The organism is Catenulispora sp. EB89 (genome assembly GCF_041261445.1).
Classification (GTDB): Bacteria; Actinomycetota; Actinomycetes; order Streptomycetales; family Catenulisporaceae; genus Catenulispora.
This window is the reverse complement of record NZ_JBGCCU010000017.1, coordinates 101,619-119,498: the sequence shown is the minus strand read 5'-3', so window position 1 is coordinate 119,498 and position 17,880 is coordinate 101,619. Positions and strand designations below refer to the sequence as shown.

Annotated in this window: 15 protein-coding genes; 10 read left to right on the top strand and 5 right to left on the bottom strand. The window is 70.4% G+C overall.

Translation table 11 applies throughout. The features are described 5' to 3' along the window. Positions 1–92 precede the first annotated feature (92 nt). The 4 genes from ABH920_RS31315 to ABH920_RS31300 form a co-directional block, all read right to left on the bottom strand. Positions 93–1,037: a M48 family metalloprotease gene (locus ABH920_RS31315; RefSeq protein ID WP_370352800.1), complete on the bottom strand. Its 945-nt coding sequence runs from the start codon at positions 1,035–1,037 to the stop codon at positions 93–95. Positions 1,038–1,177: 140 nt separating this feature from the next. Continuing rightward, entirely contained in the window at positions 1,178–2,128 is a 951-nt protein-coding gene (locus tag ABH920_RS31310) for a TNT domain-containing protein (RefSeq protein ID WP_370352799.1), read from the bottom strand. Positions 2,129–2,202: 74 nt separating this feature from the next. Continuing rightward, positions 2,203–3,003, bottom strand: coding sequence for an alpha/beta fold hydrolase (locus tag ABH920_RS31305; protein ID WP_370352798.1), 801 nt, complete (start codon positions 3,001–3,003; stop codon positions 2,203–2,205). A 52-nt stretch (positions 3,004–3,055) separates the two neighbouring features. Beyond that, on the bottom strand, positions 3,056–4,774 hold the full coding sequence (locus tag ABH920_RS31300) for a dolichyl-phosphate-mannose--protein mannosyltransferase (protein ID WP_370352797.1): 1,719 nt from the start codon (positions 4,772–4,774) through the stop codon (positions 3,056–3,058). A 68-nt stretch (positions 4,775–4,842) separates the two neighbouring features. Here ABH920_RS31300 and rsmI point away from each other — a divergent pair, with 68 nt between their 5' ends. From rsmI to ABH920_RS31250, 10 genes are all read left to right on the top strand, one after another. Next, positions 4,843–5,733 (top strand): 16S rRNA (cytidine(1402)-2'-O)-methyltransferase, encoded by an 891-nt coding sequence (gene rsmI, locus ABH920_RS31295; protein ID WP_370352795.1) that lies wholly within the window; start codon positions 4,843–4,845, stop codon positions 5,731–5,733. A 48-nt stretch (positions 5,734–5,781) separates the two neighbouring features. Beyond that, positions 5,782–5,967 carry a type II toxin-antitoxin system Phd/YefM family antitoxin gene (locus ABH920_RS31290; protein ID WP_370352794.1) on the top strand — a complete coding sequence of 62 codons (186 nt, stop codon included), beginning with the start codon at positions 5,782–5,784 and terminating at the stop codon, positions 5,965–5,967. A 139-nt stretch (positions 5,968–6,106) separates the two neighbouring features. Further along, positions 6,107–7,924, top strand: a complete 1,818-nt coding sequence (gene metG / locus ABH920_RS31285; RefSeq protein ID WP_370352793.1) for a methionine--tRNA ligase — start codon at positions 6,107–6,109, stop codon at positions 7,922–7,924. 10 nt (positions 7,925–7,934) lie between these two features. After that, entirely contained in the window at positions 7,935–8,870 is a 936-nt protein-coding gene (locus tag ABH920_RS31280) for a TatD family hydrolase (RefSeq protein ID WP_370352792.1), read from the top strand. Between the two features lie 204 nt (positions 8,871–9,074). Further along, the gene (locus ABH920_RS31275; protein ID WP_370352791.1) at positions 9,075–10,205 is read left to right on the top strand and encodes a ubiquitin-like domain-containing protein; all 1,131 of its coding nucleotides are present in this window, start codon (positions 9,075–9,077) and stop codon (positions 10,203–10,205) included. 128 nt (positions 10,206–10,333) lie between these two features. Next, positions 10,334–11,254, top strand: a complete 921-nt coding sequence (gene rsmA / locus ABH920_RS31270) for a 16S rRNA (adenine(1518)-N(6)/adenine(1519)-N(6))-dimethyltransferase RsmA (RefSeq protein ID WP_370352790.1) — start codon at positions 10,334–10,336, stop codon at positions 11,252–11,254. Next, complete coding sequence (locus ABH920_RS31265; RefSeq protein ID WP_370352789.1) at positions 11,251–12,204, top strand: 4-(cytidine 5'-diphospho)-2-C-methyl-D-erythritol kinase; 954 nt, start codon at positions 11,251–11,253, stop codon at positions 12,202–12,204. Before rsmA ends, ABH920_RS31265 begins: the two co-directional genes overlap by 4 nt. 74 nt (positions 12,205–12,278) lie before the next feature. After that, complete coding sequence (locus ABH920_RS31260) at positions 12,279–14,810, top strand: protein kinase (RefSeq protein WP_370352788.1); 2,532 nt, start codon at positions 12,279–12,281, stop codon at positions 14,808–14,810. Between the two features lie 60 nt (positions 14,811–14,870). Then, the gene (locus tag ABH920_RS31255) at positions 14,871–15,161 is read left to right on the top strand and encodes a YiaA/YiaB family inner membrane protein (protein WP_370352787.1); all 291 of its coding nucleotides are present in this window, start codon (positions 14,871–14,873) and stop codon (positions 15,159–15,161) included. Between the two features lie 143 nt (positions 15,162–15,304). After that, entirely contained in the window at positions 15,305–17,257 is a 1,953-nt protein-coding gene (locus ABH920_RS31250; protein WP_370352786.1) for an alkaline phosphatase family protein, read from the top strand. Between the two features lie 97 nt (positions 17,258–17,354). Here ABH920_RS31250 and ABH920_RS31245 read toward each other — a convergent pair whose 3' ends face one another. Continuing rightward, positions 17,355–17,879, bottom strand: coding sequence for an MgtC/SapB family protein (locus tag ABH920_RS31245; RefSeq protein ID WP_370352785.1), 525 nt, complete (start codon positions 17,877–17,879; stop codon positions 17,355–17,357). Between the last annotated feature and the right edge of the window lies 1 nt (position 17,880).

Sequence of the window (17,880 nt, the reverse complement as noted above, 5' to 3'; positions counted from 1 at the left end):
CGGGCCGCGTATGTGTCGCAAACACCTGAAACGCCGACGGCCGGGCCCGCCGCGAGGCGTGACCCGGCCGTCACAGACCGAGAAGCCAATCCTTATCGGTTCTTTGACATCTCCGTCGACATTCTCACCAACCGGTCCAGCCGCGCCTGAGTCGTCGGGTGCGTCGACAACAGGTGGTGGGCCGTGGTCTTGGCCGAGGTGACCGGGGCGAAGTAGAAGGCGTTCAGGGCGCCGGCCTTGCGCAGGTCGGTCTGCGGGATCCCGCCGCCGCCGTGCACCTTCGCCTCGACCTTCGTCAGCGCCGAGGCCAGGGCCGAGGGGTTGCCGGTGAGCTGCGCGGCGGAGCGGTCGGCGGCGAACTCGCGGTAGCGGGACAGCGAGCGCGTCAGGACCAGGGAGACGAACCAGGTGGCGGCGGCCAGGGCGATCAGGCCGATGGCCGCGACGATGATGTGCCACAGGCCGCGGGCCCGGCCGCCGATGTAGATGAAGCGCAGGCCGACGCGGGCGACCAGGCCGGCCAGGACGCCGACGAACGCGGCGACGGTCATCACCGCGGCGTCGCCGTGCTGGACGTGCGACAGCTCGTGCGCGATGACGCCTTCGAGCTCCGGCGGGTCCAGCGTGTCGAGCAGCCCGCGGGTCACGCACAGCGTCGAGTCGCCCTTGGAGCGGCCGACCGCGCAGGCGTTCGGCACCCGGGACTCGGCCACCGCGATGGCCGGCTTCTTCATCCCGGCCAGCGCGCAGAGGCGGTCGACCACGGCGTGCAGCTCCGGCTCCTCCTCGGCGGTCACGACACGGGCGCCCATGGTGCGCATCGCGATCTTGCCGGAGGTGAGCACCTGGAACGTTGCGAAGGCGACGACCACGGCGAGCCCGAGCGGCCAGGCGCGGCCCAGGAACCGGATCATCAGGAAAATGGCGCCGCCGTAGACGGCTGCCAGCAGGACCATCACCGACAGCATCCGCGCGCTGAGGTTGCGGTCGGACCGGAACCGGGCGGCGGTACGACGATCGGAGAGCGAAGAGGACACAGCGTCACCTCGACACGTATTACATCTTTAACTGGGAACGCGTGACCAGTGTCGCGCGTTCCCGACGCGCTGTCGAGAAATGCTTACAGCCTTACAGCGAATCTCAGAGCGAACGCCGGAGCGAATCTCAAGTGCGAACCTCAGGAGGGAGCGAGGGTCGCGGAGGCGATTTCTACTAGAGCGCCCTCATGCAGGAGGTCTCTTATAGGGCGCGGCAACAGGTACGCCATACCGCCTCCGGGCTGCCCGAACCATGGGATCGCGGTGCCGGTGAGCGCACGCAGAGGGTCGCGCACTCTGTAGACCCGGTACGGCCGGTCTATGTAGTCCGGAGGCAGAGACCGGTGCGGGTACCTGGTGCGGGCCGCGTAGACGGTGTTGCCCATCTGGTCGCCGAAGCGGTCCACCTCGGTGCCCGGGGTCAGGATCATGAGGCGCTGGTCGGTGTAGAGGGTGGTCGGCGGATCGCCGGCCAAAGGGGTGATCGGAGGGCCGGCGAGCATTTCGGCCAGGGGGTCGCTGGAGCGGCCGGGGAGGGCCGACGGGCCGGCGTGCTTGGGGAGCGCTCCGCGTTCGGCGGCGGCGAGCAGGAGGACGCCGGCGAAGTGGACGGCGGCCTGGACGGGGTCGTCGAAGACGCCCGCGTAGCGGCGCAGGCCGCCGTCGGCGAAGAAGACGGCCCAGCGGCCCTCGTCGGGGATCAGGCAGACGGCGCCGTCGGTCACCGTGCCGAAGGAGTAGAGGTTGGAGTCCGCGTCGAGAGAGTCGACGGCGTAGCCGAGGATGCGCTCCGCCTCCTCGACGGTGCCGATCTCCGGAGGGCGGGCCGCGCGGCGCTGGACGGTGCCGACCGCGACCATGATCGTCGACATGACGTCGATGGTGTCGTCGGTGGTGTCGATATACGGCTGCTGCGTATACGGCTGCTGCGTATAGGACTGCTGGGTATAGGGCTGCGCTATATAAGGCTGTGCAATATAGGGCTGGGACTGCCCTGTGTAGGGCGCCGGGATCGAACCCGGCCCCGATTCACCGCGATCACGCGGGGTGGACAGCCGCGGTGCCGGTTCCTGCTGCCAGTTCTCGGTCATCAGCTGCGGTCCGTCCCCCTGGTGGCAATGACTCCCTTCCCGCGAGTCTACAAGTCGGGTCTTTGGACGACCGGTCACCTTTGGGCGGGAATGGCGCCCGTGGTCTCCAGGATCAGCCGGCTGACGAGGTCGGGGTCGTCGTTCATCGGCACGTGGCCGCAGCCCGGCAGGTCCTCGAACCGGGCCTTCGGCAGCACCCGCTTGGCCCGGGCGAACTGCCGGCGCAGCAGGATCCGGTCCTTCGTGCCCCAGGCCACCGTGGTCGGAACGTCGCTCTCACCGGTGTAGCGGTAGTTCTTGGCCTCTCTGCCGACCAGCCGGAACGAGCGACCCTCGCGCAAGGCGATGGTGTCCTCCAGGGCCAGCGTCGGGTCCAGGCGGCGCGGTTTGCCGAAGATCATGCCGAACGCCAAGGCGCGGGCCGTCCCGTGGTCGGCGACATAGCGCAGCACGGGCTTCGGGGCGAAGGCCGCGGCGCGCGTCGCGCTCAGGTTCCCCAACGCCCACGCAGTCTCCCAGCGCGTGTTCCAGAACCCGGCCGGGGAGAACGCGGTGACCGAGGAGGCCAGCCCGCTGCGGGCCATTTCCAGCGCCAGGGCGCCGCCGAGGGAGTTGCCGGCGACGTGCGGCCGCTCGATCTCGAAGCCGGCGAAGGACTCGGCGATGCGCTCCATCATCAGCCCGATCATGGGGCGCTGGCCCGGGGCCAGCTTGAGCGGCGCGGACTTGCCGAAGCCGGGGATGTCGATCGCGATCACGTCGTGGTGCTCGGCGAGCCGGTCCAGGACCGGCTCCCAGGCTTGCCAGCGGTGGCCGATGCCGTGGATCAGGACCAAGGGTTCGCCGGAACCGCGGCGCGCGTAGGAGAGTTCCACGTTACTGGACGGTAGCTCCTGGTCGGGCGCTGCGGAAGGCGGCACAGCGGTCTCAGATCCAGCTCGGCCACCACATGCGGTCCAGCCACTGGTTGTAGGTGATCGTCTGCGCCGAGAGGATCGGATAGAAGTAGATGAACATCACCAGGATGTAGACGGTGATCGCCCCGGCCACGACCGCGCCCCAGACCCTTCGGTACTGGAGCGCGTCGGACCGGCCGACGATCACTCCCAGCAGGTACGCCGCCGCGAAGCACATGAAGGGGACGAAGGCGACCGCGTAGAAGGTGAAGATCGTGCGGTGCTGGTAGTTCAGCCAGAACGCCCAGGCCGCGAGCATTCCGCACAGGATCGAGCCGGCGCGCCAGTCACGGCGGAAGAGCCAGCGCCAGCAGCACCAGATCAGCGCGATGGTCGCGAACCACCACAGCGGCGGGGTGCCCAGCGCCAGGACCTGCTGGTGCTGGTTGGCCGCCAGGGGCGGACAGCCGGTGGCGCCCTGGTTGCAGTAGTAGTAGTCGGTGGGGCGGCCCATGATCAGCCAGCTCCACGGGTTCGACATGTACGCGTGCGGGGAGTCCAGGTTGACGTGGAAGTGGTACGTCTGCCAGTGGTACTCCCACCAGCTGCGCAGTGCCGAGAGCACCGGGAAGTGGATCGCGTTGTTCTGCGCCGCCCACTGCCGGTAGTTGCCGTCCTTGGTGACGAACCAGCCGGTCCAGGTGGCCGTGTAGGTGGCCAGGACCAGCACGCCGAGCACGAAGCTCTGCCAGGTGTCGCGGCGGAAGAAGCCGTACCAGTGGCGGCGGATGCCCACTGCGCGCAGGGCCGCGTGGTCCCACAGCAGCGACATCACCATGAAGCAGGGGATGATCCACAGCCCGCTCCACTTGGTGCCCAGGTCCAGGCCCAGGCAGACGGCGCCCGCGAGGCGCCAGGGGCGCCAGCCGAGCGGCGGGGCCTTCACGTCGTCCGGCAGCGGTGTCGGCGGGAAGCTTTCACGCCAGTCGACGAGTCTGGAGCGCATCTTGTCGCGGTCGATGAGGAAGCAGCCGAAGGCGGCCAGCGTCCAGAACATGACGAAGATGTCGAGCAGTGCGGTGCGGCTCATCACGAACTCGAGGCCGTCGCCGGCCAGGAGCAGACCGGCCAGGCAGCCGATGAGCGTGGAGCGGAACATGCGCCGGGCGATGCGCGCCGTCATCAGGATCGCCAGCGTGCCGCAGACCGCCGGGATGAAGCGCCACCCGAACGGGGTGAAGCCGAACAGCCACTCGCCGGCGCCGATCATCCACTTGCCGACCGGCGGGTGCACGGCGTTGCCTTGGTGGTTGGCGATCAGCGTCCGCCAGATGTGCGGGTTGGCGATGATGGCCGCGTCGTCCTTGGCCATGCCGACCGGCGGGTCGTCGTGCCAGCCGATCTCGTGGCCGAAGTGGATGGTGGCCCAGGCGTCCTTGGCGTAGTAGGTCTCGTCGAAGATGACCCACTTGGGCAGCCCCAGGTGCCAGAACCGCATGAAGCCGCCGACCAGCATGATCAGGATCGGGAAGCCCCAGGTGATCCACCGCGGCTCCTGCGCGAAGGAGGGGACCAGGCGCTCGCGGAGCGTCAGCTCGCCCTGCTCGTCGTCGCGCGGGTGCAGGTTCGGGCGCCACCAGACGCGCCCGCGCTCGCGGTGCGAACCGCTACGGCCGCGACGGCGGCCGCCGTAGTCCTCCTCGCTGTCGTCATCCGGCAGCGAGGAACGGGTCGGGGCGAGGCTCGTCACCCGGTCATCGTAGGGAGTCGTCCGGCCGTTCGGACAGGGGATCACCGTTTTTGGGCGAGGATGGTCACGTGACTGGAACAGAACCGGCCCCCGGCCTCCTCGTCCTCGCCGGCACCCCGATCGGCCGGGATGAGGATGCGCCGCCGAGGCTGGCCGAGGAGCTGGCGTCGGCGGACGTCATCGCCACCGAGGACACCCGCCGCCTCAAGCGCCTGCTCCGCGTGCTGGACATCACCCCGAAGGGCCGCCTGGTCTCCTACTTCGAGGCGAACGAGACGGCCCGCACCCCCGACCTGCTCCGCGACCTCCTCGCCGGAGCCCGCGTGGTGGTGGTGACGGACGCCGGCATGCCCTCGGTCTCCGACCCCGGCTACCGCCTGGTCGCCGCCGCGGTCGAGGCCGGAGTCCGGGTCACAGCCGTCCCGGGCCCCTCCGCGGTCCTGACCGCCCTGGCCGTCTCCGGCCTGCCAGTAGACCGCTTCTGCTTCGAAGGATTCCTCCCGCGCAAAGGCGGCGGCCGCACCTCCCGCCTGGCGGAACTTTCAGCCGAACCCCGCACGATGGTCTTCTTCGAAGCGCCGCACCGCCTGGCCGCCTCCCTCGCGGACATGGCGGCCGCCTTCGGCCCCGACCGCCCGGCAGCGGTCTGCCGCGAACTGACCAAGACCTACGAGGAGATCAAGCGCGGCCCCCTCGCCGAGTTGGCGAAGTGGGCCGACGAAGGCGAGATCCGCGGCGAGATCACCGTCGTGGTCGGCGGCGCCACCCCCGGAGCTGGCCGCGAGCTGAGCGCAACGGAGCTCGCCGACCTGGTGTTCGCGAAGGAGGAGGACGGCGGGCTGCGGCGGAAGGAGGCGATCGCGGAGGTCGCCGCCGAGGTCGGGCTGCCGAAGCGGGACGTCTTCGACGCGGTGGTGGCGGCGAAGGAGGCGGCTGAGGAGGCAGCGGAGGAGAGCTGACCGTGCGTTGATTTGTCACCGAAGCGATGCAGAGGGTTACATGTGGCCATGCGTGCCATGGCTAGTTCCGACGCGAGAGCTCACCTCTACGAGACATTCGAGCAAGTAGTGGCTGATCGCGAACCGGTGGTCGTCACCCGCTGTGGGCGCGAGTCTGTCGTGATCTTGGCGCTTGACGAGTATGAAGCCATGCTGGCCGGACTTGCTTCGGTGCCCTGCGGCGTCGAGGGCTGATTTCTCAGCCGGCCCACCTCGCCGCACCCACGACCCGCACCGGGCAAACGGGCCCATCGCACGGCCGCTCCACGTCCAGTATCTGGACCCCGTCCCAACCGCACCAGGTGAGCCCGCCGCGGCAGATACCCTAGGCCTCATGCCGTCCACCCAGCGCACCATCCTCACAGCCGTGGCGTGGCCCTACGCCAACGGCCCCCGCCACATCGGCCACGTCTCCGGCTTCGGCGTCCCCTCGGACGTCTTCAGCCGCTACCAGCGGATGGCGGGCAACCGGGTGCTGATGGTCAGCGGGACCGACGAGCACGGGACGCCGATCCTGGTCCAGGCCGACAAGGAGGGTGTCACCGCCCGCGAGCTGGCCGACCGGTACAACCGGGTCATCGCCGAGGACCTGCGGTCGCTGGGTCTGGCCTACGACCTGTTCACCCGCACCACCACGCGCAACCATTACGCGGTCGTGCAGGAGATCTTCAAGGGCCTGTACGACAACGGCTACATCTTCCCCAAGACCACGCTCGGCGCCATCAGCCCCTCGACCGGCCGGACGCTGCCCGACCGCTACATCGAGGGCACCTGTTATATCTGCGGCTACGACGGCGCGCGCGGGGACCAGTGCGACAACTGCGGCAACCAGCTGGACCCGGAGAAGCTGATCAACCCGCGCTCGCGGATCAACGGCGAGACGCCGAAGTTCATCGAGACCGAGCAGTTCTTCCTGGACCTGCCCGCCTTCGCGAGCGTCCTCGGGTCGTGGCTGCAGGAGCAGAAGTCCTGGCGTCCCAACGTCCTGAAGTTCTCCCTGAACCTGCTGGACGACCTGCAGCCCCGGGCCATCTCCCGCGACCTGGACTGGGGCGTCCCGGTCCCGCTGGAGGGCTGGGTCGACCGCCCCGACAAGAAGCTGTACGTCTGGTTCGACGCGGTCGTCGGCTACCTGAGCGCCAGCGTCGAGTGGGCCCGCCGCAGTGGCGACCCGGACGCCTGGCGCGCCTTCTGGCAGGTCGGCCCGGACGGCGAGGCGCCCGCCGCCTACTACTTCATGGGCAAGGACAACATCGTCTTCCACTCCGAGATCTGGCCGGCGATGCTGCTCGGCTACGACGGCAGGGGCGACAAGAACGGTGAGCCGGGCAGCCTCGGTGCGCTCGCCCTGCCGCACGAAGTCGTCAGCTCGGAGTTCCTCACCATGGAGGGCCGCAAGTTCTCCTCCAGCCGCGCCGTGGTCATCTACGTCCGCGACTTCCTGTCCCGCTACGACGCCGACGCGCTGCGCTACTACATCACCGCGGCCGGCCCGGAGACCCAGGACACGGACTTCACCTGGAGCGAGTTCCTGCGCCGCAACAACGACGAGCTGGTCGCCGGCTGGGGCAACCTGGTCAACCGGGCCGTGTCGATGGCGGCCAAGAACCTCGGCGAGATCCCGGCCGGCAAGGACCTCACGCCCGAGGACGAGGCGCTGCTGGCGACCTCGCGCGGGGCCTTCGCGGCGGTCGGCGACCTGCTGGACCGCTGCCGCTTCAAGGCCGCGCTGGCCGAGGCGATGCGGGTGGTGGCCGAGGCCAACAAGTACGTCTCCGACCACGAGCCGTGGAAGCTGGCCAAGACCGACCCCGAGCGCATGGCCACCGTCCTGCACGTCACCCTGCAGGTCGTCGACGACGCCAAGACCCTGCTGACGCCGTTCCTGCCGTTCTCCTCCGAAAAGGTCTTCCACCTGCTCGGCGGCGAGGGCACCTGGTCGGCGATGCCGGAGCTGCGCGAGGTCGAGGACCTGGACGGCGGACCGGGCTACCCGGTGCTCACCGGCGACTACGACCAGGCGCTGGCCCGCTGGGAGTCCACGCCGATCGAGGTCGGGCGCAAGCTGGAGCCGCCGACGCCGATCTTCAAGAAGCTGGACCCGTCGATCGTCGACGAGGAGCTGGCGCGGCTCGGCGGCGAGGCGGCTTAGGCTTAGCCTCGTGGCGGAGAACGAGGCGGGGCAGGGCGAGAAGAAGCGCAAGCGGAAGTCCCGGGAGCGGGACGAGACCCCGCCTCCGGCGCCGGAGCCCCTGCCGGCCCCGGTCGGCGACAGCCACACCCATCTGGACATGCAGGAGCCGGCGGCCGCGGACATCATCGCGGCCGCCGATGCCGTGAACGTCCGGACCCTGGTGCAGGTCGGCGTCGACGTCCCCTCGTCGCAGACCGCTGTCGAGCTGGCGGCGGAGTTCGAGCGCGTGCACGCCGCGGTCGCCCTGCACCCGAACGAGGCCCCGCGCCTCGTTCTGGGCGACCCCGACGGCTGGTCCGGCCAGGACCGCGCTCCCGGCGGCGCGGCGGCCCTGGAGGCCGCCCTGGTCGAGATCGACAAGCTGGCCGCCGACGAGCAGGTGCTCGGCATCGGTGAGACCGGCCTGGACTACTTCCGCACCGGGCCCGAGGGGGTCCAGGCGCAGCAGGACTCCTTCCGGGCCCACATCGCGATCGCCAAGCGCCATGGCAAAGCCCTGGTGATCCACGACCGCGACGCGCACGAGGACGTCCTGCGCATCCTTCTTGAAGAGGGTTCCCCCGAAACAGTGGTCTTCCACTGCTATTCGGGTGACGCCGAGATGGCACGCGTTTGCGCCGAGCGCGGCTACTACATGTCCTTCGCGGGGAACCTCACGTACAAGGCGAACCAGGCATTGCAGGAGGCATTCCAGGTGGCGCCGATCGACCGGATCCTGGTCGAGACCGACGCGCCCTTCCTGACGCCGCTCCCTTATAGAGGACGGCCGAACGCGCCCTACCTGGTTCCCTACACAGTCCGTGCGATGGCCGCATTGCGAGGCATGGACAGTGACACCGCTTTGGCTGAACTCTGTCAGGCCCTCGACAGCAACCTGCGGGATGCCTTCAAGGTCCCGGCATAGCGCCGGGGCATAGCCAGTCATATCAGTCGACCGACAGCCGACTTGGAGTGAAAGGGATGCCGCAGGACATCCACCGGACGTCTGCTGGCGGCGCGGCGGGGTTGCCGCTAGTGTCGCCTCGGCAGCCGGATCGACGCGATGTGAAGAACGGGTCTTCGAAGGAGCCCGGGCGTCGTAGCCGGACACGGCGAGGTCTGGATCAGCGTGAGCAGTAGACGTTCCGCTAGTCGGCACAGCGAGGGTTCCAAGGTCAAGGTCCGCGCCGTACAGGGCACGGTCCTGCTGGGGCTCGTCGGCGCTGCCGGCGCCTACGTCGGCTTCGAGAAGACCGTCCATTTGACCGTGGACGGCCAGGAACGCACCATCCACACGTTCGACGGCAAGGTCGCCGACGTCCTCAAGGCGCAGGGCATCGTCACCGACGCCCACGACCAGGTGGCCCCGGCCCCCGGCGACACGCTGGTGGACGGCGAGCAGATCTCGGTCCGCTACGGCCGCCAGCTCGACGTCACCGTGGACGGCAAGGACCAGCAGATCTGGTCCACCGCGACCACCGTGTCCGAGGCGCTGGGCGACATGGGTGTGCGCGGCGGCGCGAACCCGTACCTGTCGGTCAACCGCGACCAGGCGATCGGCCGCCAGGGCCTGGCCTTCCAGGTCCGGACCGAGCGGCACGTCAACATCCTCGTCGACGGGCGCTCGATCCCGGTGGACACCACCGCGCAGACCGTGGCGCAGGCGATGGCCCAGGCCAACGTGACGCTGTCCGGCCAGGACACCGCGAGCCCGGACCCGGCCTCCTTCCCCGCCGACGGCGAGAACATCACCGTCGAGCGCGTCACCGGGACCCAGGAGACCAAGCAGGTCCCGATCGACTTCTCCACGACCGAGCAGTCCGACCCGAGCTCCTACGTGGGGTCGCGGACCACGCTCACCGAGGGCGTGCCGGGCGTGCAGCAGGTGGTGTACGCCTACCTGACCGTCAACGGCGTGAAGCAGGCGCCGAAGATCGTCAGCAAGACGATCACCAAGGCGCCGGTGAACGCGGTGGTGAAGGTCGGCACCAAGGCGGTCCCGAACACCGTGGCCGGTGCGGACAACCTGAACTGGGCCGGCGTCGCGGAGTGCGAGTCCGGCGGGAACCCCAAGTCGGTCGGCGGCGGCGGACTGTACTTCGGCCTCTACCAGTTCTCGGTGTCGACCTGGGCCGCGATGGGCGGCTCCGGACTGCCGTCGAACGCCACCCCGGCGGAGCAGACCTACCGCGCCAAGCTGCTGTACGTGCGCTCCGGCGCGGGCCAGTGGCCGGTGTGCGGGCGGAACCTGTTCACGTGACGCGGGCCTGACAAAGGCAGAGCTTCGTGATGCGGCGCGGTACCCGGCCAGAGCCGGGGTGCCGCGCCGCACCGCTGTTCCCGCCTGGAGGACGGCTGGCGGGGCCGCGCGGCATACGATGGCTGGCGATGTCCGAAACTCCGCACTCCCCGCCACCCTCGGCCGCCCCCGACCGGCTGCCGGCCCGCCTGCTGGGCCCGGCCGAAGTCCGCCGGCTCGCCGACCGGCTCGGCGTCTCGCCGACCAAGAAGCTGGGGCAGAACTTCGTCATCGACCCGAACACCATCCGGCGGATCGTGCGGGCCGGCGACGTCACCGCCGACGACGTGGTGGTCGAGGTCGGCCCCGGGCTGGGCTCGCTGACCCTGGGCCTGCTGGACGTCGCCCGCCGGGTGGTCGCCGTCGAGATCGACTCCACCCTGGCCGCCGCGCTGCCGGACACCCTGGCCGAGTTCGCGCCGGGCATCGCCGCCGGGGACGTGGAGTTCGAGCTCGTGCACGCCGACGCGCTGCGGATCGCCGAGCTGCCGGGCCCGCCGCCGACCGCGCTGGTCGCGAACCTGCCCTACAACGTCGCGGTCCCGGTGCTGCTGCACATGCTGGAGCGCTTCCCGAGCATCGAACGCACCCTGATCATGGTCCAGTCCGAGGTCGCCGACCGGCTGGCCGCCGAGCCCGGCGGCCGGGTCTACGGCGTGCCGTCGGTCAAGGCCCGCTGGTACGCGGACGTGAAGCGGGCCGGCGCGATCGGCCGCAGCGTCTTCTGGCCGGCGCCGAACGTCGACTCCGGTCTGGTGCGCCTGGACCGGCGCGCGGTCCCGCCCACAACCGTTGCCGACCGCCGCGACGTCTTCACTGCTGTGGACGCTGCATTCGCACAACGCCGCAAGACCCTGCGTTCGGCCCTGAGCGGCTGGGCCGGCTCCCCGGCCGCCGCCGAGGGCGCGCTGACCGCCGCCGGCATCGACCCCGGCGCGCGCGGCGAGACGCTGACCGTCGAGGAGTTCGCACGTCTGGCGGAGCACCGGCCGCCGCGGGAGCCGGCATGACCGCCGCCGCCTTCGACCCCGACGACGACACCCCGCGCCCCGGCGCCACCGAGTCGGTCACCGTCCGGGTGCCGGCGAAGGTCAACCTCGTGCTCTCGGTCGGCCCGCTGCGCGCCGACGGCTACCACGACCTGGCGACGGTCTTCCACGCCGTCGGACTGTTCGACGAGGTCACCGCCAGCACCGCCGACACCCTCGCGCTCACCTGCGAGGGCGAGGGCCAGGTGGACGTGCCGCTGGACGACACCAACCTGGCCTGGCGCGCCGCCGAACTCCTGGCGCGCACCGCGGGCCGCAGCCCGGCCGTGCGCCTGCACCTCTCCAAGGGCATCCCGGTCGCCGGCGGCATGGCCGGCGGCTCGGCCGACGCCGCGGGCGCGCTGGTGGCCTGTGACGCGCTGTGGGGCACCGGCCTGTCCCGCGACGACCTCCACGCGCTCGCCGCGCAGCTCGGCAGCGACGTCCCCTTCGCGCTCCACGGCGGCACCGCCATGGGCACCGGCCGCGGCGAGCAGATCACCCCGGTGCTGGCCCGCGGCGAGTTCCACTGGGTGTTCGCCTTCGCGCACGAGGGTTTGTCGACCCCGGCGGTCTTCCGCGAGCTGGACCGGCTGCGCGAGGAGGCCGGGGAGCAGGCGGCCGCGCCGGGCGTGGACGAGGAACTGCTGCGCGCGCTGCGGGCCGGAGACTCAACGCTGCTCGGCGCGGCTTTGCGCAACGATCTGACCCGGCCGGCCACCTCCCTGCGTCCCGGCCTGCGCGCGACCCTGCAGGCCGGACAGGATGCCGGCGCGATCGGCACCCTGCTCTCCGGATCCGGCCCGACCTGCGCGTTCCTCGCCGCGGACGCGGTCGCCGCGGCGCGGGTCGCGGCGGCGCTGGAAGCGGCGCCGTCGGTGCGCGCGGTACGCCGGGCTCTGGGCCCGGCCGCGGGTGCCCACGTGCTGTGAGGACGGCGAACGTCCCGGCACTGCCACCCAACCCGATAGTCGACCGTTACGATTTCCCCTCAGAAGGGGGACCCATGGAAGCGCTCAAGCCCGAAGACCCGGCTCGCGTCGGGCCGTACACACCGCTGGCGCGGATCGGCGCGGGCGGCATGGGACGGGTGTACCTGGCCCGGTCGCGCGGCGGCCGGCCGGTGGCGGTGAAGGTGATCCGCGCCGAGTACACCGAGGACGAGCGCTTCCGCATCCGCTTCCGGCGCGAGGTGCAGGCGGCGCGGACCGTGGACGGGCTCTACACCGCCCCGCTGCTGGACGCCGGCCCGGATGACGCCGAGCCCTGGCTCGCCACCGCCTACATACCCGGCCCCTCGCTCCAGCGCGCCGTACACGACCACGGACCGCTGCCGGAGCGCTCGGCACGGATCCTGGGCGCCGGGATCGCCGAGGCGCTGGGCGCGATCCACGGCGCGGGACTGATCCACCGCGACCTGAAGCCCTCGAACGTCATCTGCGGCCCCGACGGGCCCCGCGTCATCGACTTCGGCATCAGCGCCTCCGAGGGCGGGACCTCGCTGACCACGACCGGCATCGTCGTCGGCTCGCCCCGGTACTCCAGCCCCGAGCAGTGCCGCGCCGATCCGCAGCTGTTGCCCGCCTCCGACGTCTTCGCGCTCGGCGGCGTCCTGGTCTACGCGACCACCGGCGTGCCGCCGTTCGGCGACGGGCCGGACCACGTCCAGCTGTACCTCGTGGTGCACGAGTCCCCGGACCTCACCGGGGTGCCGATGGCGCTGCGGCCGGTGGTCGCGGCGTGCCTGGAGAAGGACCCGGCCAACCGGCCGACCACCGACCAGCTGCTCGACATCCTGCTGCCGCCGGAGGAAGCCGGAGCCCTGGGCGCCGACGACTGGCTGCCCGAGGCCGTGCACCGCGACATGCGCCAGTACTCCGCCGCGCCGGTCGCCGGGGCCGAGGAGGCCACGCCGACGCACGCCGGGCTGGCCGGGCTGGCCGACGATCCGGTGCCCACGCCGGCGCCCCGCGACCCGGACGCCACGTCCGCCGGCGTCGGCGACGTCAGTCTCACCGGCGGTGCCAGCGCGATCGGGACGACCGCGGCGCCCTCGGCGCCCTCGGCGTCCGGCCCCGACCGGCCGCACGCGGGCCGCCGCAGAGTGCTGGCCGGGCTCGCCGGCGCCGTGGCGGTGGCGGCCTCCGGCGGCGGCGCCTGGTACGCCGCGACGCGGAACGCCGACAAGAAGTCGGCCACGCAGAACGCCGGGGCCACGTATCCCACCGGGACGCCGCCGAAGGACGCCGCGACCTCTTCCCCCTCGACCGGCCCGACGACGAGCACGTCGTCGACCCCGTCGCCGTCTCCCACCCCGACCCCGTCGCACACCCTCGGCAAATGGGGCGAGGACTGGAGCACGCCGGTCGACCTGGGAGGCGCCGCCGGGGGAGCAGTGGTCCGGGCCGGCAAGCTGATCAGCATCTACACGGCCACCAGCGTCAACCCGAACTCGCCGCAGGACCTGATCGCCATCGACACCACCACCGGCGCCAAGGCCTTCGCGCCGGTGTCGATCCCGGACGTCGGCAACGTCGGCGGGGCGAGCATCGCCGCCGACGACAACTACGTCTACACCTACGGCGACGGCACCGTTTACGCGTGGAATCTGAAGGACGGCTCGGCGGCCTGGAACGCCAAGACCGGGCTGCAGGCCACGACGTCCACCAACAACATGCCGCAGTGCGGCGTGCTGGGGCTGGTCGGCGGCGTCCTGATCGTCGGCGCCGCCAGCTTCGACCCCAGCTTCCCGCCCTGCCTGGCCGGATTCGACCTCACGAACCGGGCCACGCTCTGGAGCATGAAGGCGAGCGACCTGCAGGCGGTGGCGTCGCCGCCGACCGGCCTGGCCCTGGACCAGACCAGTGTCGCGCTGACGGTGCCGAAGACCGGGAACCTCATCTACGTCACGCTGTGCGACCAGAACTCGCTGCGGATCCTGCGGGCCCTGGAAGTGCAGAAGGGCAAGGAGGTCTGGCACATCCCGTTCCAGGCCTACAGCGACAACGGCGCCGGGACCGTAGCCCCGACCGTGAGCGGCAACGCCCAGCACGTCTACCTCACCGACATGCACAGCGGCTCGGTCCACGCCTACGACACGGCCGGGAAGTGGATGTGGACCTACCCGGCGGTCGGGAAGACGCCGCCGACCAGCGACAAGCGCTTCACCGGCCAGGTGCTCGAGTCCGGCGACACCGCCTTCGCCACCGACTCGAACAGCTTGTACGGCCTGCAGGTGAGCAGCAAGGAGAAGGCCGGCTCCGCGGTCTGGGCGAATCCGAGGACGTTCAACGGCATCGCCAACATCCCCGCGCTGGTCGGCGACAAGGTCTGGGTCGAGGTGCACACCCCGACCGACCAGACCGCGCTGGCGATGGCGGTGGTGGACACCGCCGACGGGTCGCTGGTGCACTCCTACCCGATGCCCTCGGGCCCGAACGCCAGCAGCGCCGACCTGCTGGTGCCCGATCCCGCCGGCGGCGCGGTCTACATCCTGACCGCCAGCGGCGCGGTACTCGGGTTTCGCCGGGACCAATGAGCACCTGGATGAGTAGCCGTACTCACGATCGGTGAAGTCGGCCGGGCGCATCATCGAAGCATGAGTACGCCACTGGCAAACCGGAACACGGCCGCGTACTACTTCCAGGCGGTCGCCTCGTTCATCGTGTCCGCCGGCGCGACCGTCGTCGGCATCGCCTACCTCCCGGTCAACGCCTGGGAGCGGGCTTTCCTGGGCCTGGGCCTGCTGTACACGATCACGTCGGCGATCACCCTGGCGAAAGTGGTGCGCGACAAGCAGGAGGAGGAACAGATCGTCGGCCGGGTGGACAAGGCGCGGCTGGACAAGCTGCTCAGCGAGCACGACCCGTACCGGGTGGACGTGCCGTAACTGCCCGTAACTGTCCGGAAAGGCAAGAATCCGGCAAAGGATTCATTGCCGGGACTTCTCCACTTCATGATCGCAGACTATTGATAACAGCGCGGCACTCCGACCGGGGTGCCGCGCAGTCTGTGTGCCTAGGAGGAGATCACGTGTCCGGCAAGCACCATCATCCCCTGAGCAGAATCACCAGCCGCAGCACCCTGCGCCGGGCGGCCGCCACCGCGGCCGGCGCCGCGCTCACGGTGGCCGGCCTGGCGGTCGCGGCCCAACCGGCCCACGCCGCCGGCGGCGTCCCCAAGTACGACCACGTCGTCCTCGTGATGGAGGAGAACCACTCGTACGGCGAGATCATCGGCGACACCGCCGACGCCCCGTACATCAACAACACCCTGGCCGCCGGCGGCGCGCTGTTCACCCAGTCCTTCGCGATCGAGCACCCCTCGGAGCCGAACTACCTGGACCTGTTCTCCGGCACGAACCAGGGCATCACCGGGGACCAGTGCCCGGTGGCGATCGACAAGCCGAACGAGGGTGCTCAGCTGCTGGCCGCCGGGGACACCTGGGACAGCTACTCCGAGGGGCTGCCCTCGACCGGTTCGACCGCCTGCACCTCGGGCAACTACGCGAGCAAGCACAACCCCTGGGTGAACTTCCAGGAGGCCCCGAGCACCTCGGCCAACCACATCCCGGCCAGCTCGAACCAGCCGTTCACGAACTTCCCGTCCTCGGCGAACTTCGCCTCGCTGCCGACGGTGTCCTGGGTGATCCCGAACCTCCAGGACGACATGCACGACGGCACCATCGCCCAGGGCGACACCTTCCTGCACAGCAACCTCGACGCGTACGCGCAGTGGGCGAAGACGCACAACAGCCTGCTGATCGTCACCTGGGACGAGGACGACTCCTCGCAGTCGAACCAGATCCCGACGATCTTCTACGGCGCGGGCGTGAAGACCGGCCAGTACAGCGAGACGATCAACCACTACAGCGTGCTGCGGACGATCGAGGACATGTACGGCCTGCCGTACGCGGGGAACGCCTCGTCGGCCACGCCGATCACGGACGTGTTCAGCACGAGCCCGACCGAGACTGTTTCGGTCACCAACCCGGGTTCCCAGTCGGGCACGGTCGGCACTGCGATTTCGACGTTGCAGGTCTCTGCGTCGGATTCGGCGGGTAAGGCGCTGACGTTCTCGGCGACGGGTCTTCCGGCCGGTCTGTCGATCAGTTCTTCCGGTGCCATCACCGGTACTCCGACGACGGCGGGCACCTCGAACGTGACGGTGACGGCATCGTCCGGCACGGCCTCGGGCAGCGCGCAGTTCACGTGGACCGTGAGCTCGCAGCCGACCGAGACTGTTTCGGTGACCAACCCGGGTTCTCAGTCGGGGACGGTCGGGACGGCGATTTCGACGTTGCAGGTCGCTGCGTCGGATTCGACGGGTAAGGCGCTGACGTTCTCGGCGACGGGTCTTCCGGCCGGTTTGTCGATCAGCTCGTCCGGTGCCATCACCGGTACTCCGACGACCGCCGGCACCTCGAACGTGACCGTGACCGCGTCCTCGGGCACCGCCTCGGGCAGTGCGCAGTTCACGTGGACCGTGGCCTCGTCCGGTGGCGGCGGCTGCACCGCGGCGCAGCTCCTGGGCAACCCCGGCTTCGAGACCGGCTCGGCGTCCCCGTGGACCGCGACCTCCGGCGTCATCAACAGCGACCTGGGCTCGGAGCCCTCGCACTCGGGCAACTACGACGCCTGGCTCGACGGCTACGGCAGCCGGCACACCGACACCCTGGCGCAGAAGGCGTCGATCCCCGCGACCTGCAAGACCGCGACCTACTCCTTCTGGCTCCACATCGACACGGCCAACACCTCCGGCGCGGCCCAGGACAAGCTGGCGCTCCAGGTGCTGAACTCCTCCGGCACGGTGCTGAGCACGCTGCACACGTTCTCGAACCTGGACGCCAACAACGGCTACTCGCAGTTCTCGTACAACCTGAGCCCCTACATCGGGCAGAGCATCTCGCTGAAGTTCACCGGGACCGAGACGGGGAACGGGCAGACGTCGTTCGTCAACGACGACAACGCGCTGAACGTGAACTAAGGCCCTGGCGGGATCGGCAAAACCAGTAAGAGACACGGCATCTCAAGGCGGCGGCGGGCTCCGGCTCGTCGCCGCCGGCCGGTATCGCTGCGGCACCTCACGATCCCGCCGAACCCTCCCCCCGCGCCGGCACCGGATCGGGCACCGCCACCTCGTCGTTCGCGAACCGCGAAGCCCACCGCCGGCCGTCGGCGAACTTCAGGATCGGGATGTGCCGGACCTCCAGCGCCAGCAGCACCAGGGCGGTGCCGCCGGTGGCCAGGATCAGGCGGCCGAAGCCGCAGGCGGCGCCGATCGCGGCGGCGGCGAAGATGGTGGCCGCGGTGGTCACGCCCTTGACCGTGTCGATCAGGTGCCAGCGGCTGGACATGGTCAGGTTCGGGCGGAAGACCACGCCGGCGCCGATGAAGCCGACGCCGGTGATGACGCCGGCCAGCGCGTTCGGGGCGTTGCCGTCCTTGGCCAGGACCGCGATGATCGCGCTGCCCACGCCGATCAGCGAGAAGGTGCGGTCGCCGGCCGGCGAGCCGCGCAGGTCGCGCTCGAAGCCGAGCAGGTAGGTCAGCACGAACGCCAGCGACAGGCGTCCCAGCTGGCTCAGGCTGTCCAGGTGCAGGTGCACG

Bases quoted from the DNA above. Each gene is read 5' to 3' on its own strand.
- ABH920_RS31255 (WP_370352787.1), top strand. From the start codon at position 14,871: ATGAGTACGCCACTGGCAAACCGGAACACGGCCGCGTACTACTTCCAG.
- ABH920_RS31265 (WP_370352789.1), top strand. From the start codon at position 11,251: ATGACCGCCGCCGCCTTCGACCCCGACGACGACACCCCGCGCCCCGGC.
- ABH920_RS31260 (WP_370352788.1), top strand. From the start codon at position 12,279: ATGGAAGCGCTCAAGCCCGAAGACCCGGCTCGCGTCGGGCCGTACACA.
- ABH920_RS31310 (WP_370352799.1), bottom strand. From the start codon at position 2,128: ATGACCGAGAACTGGCAGCAGGAACCGGCACCGCGGCTGTCCACCCCG.
- ABH920_RS31290 (WP_370352794.1), top strand. From the start codon at position 5,782: ATGCGTGCCATGGCTAGTTCCGACGCGAGAGCTCACCTCTACGAGACA.
- rsmA (WP_370352790.1), top strand. From the start codon at position 10,334: ATGTCCGAAACTCCGCACTCCCCGCCACCCTCGGCCGCCCCCGACCGG.
- metG (WP_370352793.1), top strand. From the start codon at position 6,107: ATGCCGTCCACCCAGCGCACCATCCTCACAGCCGTGGCGTGGCCCTAC.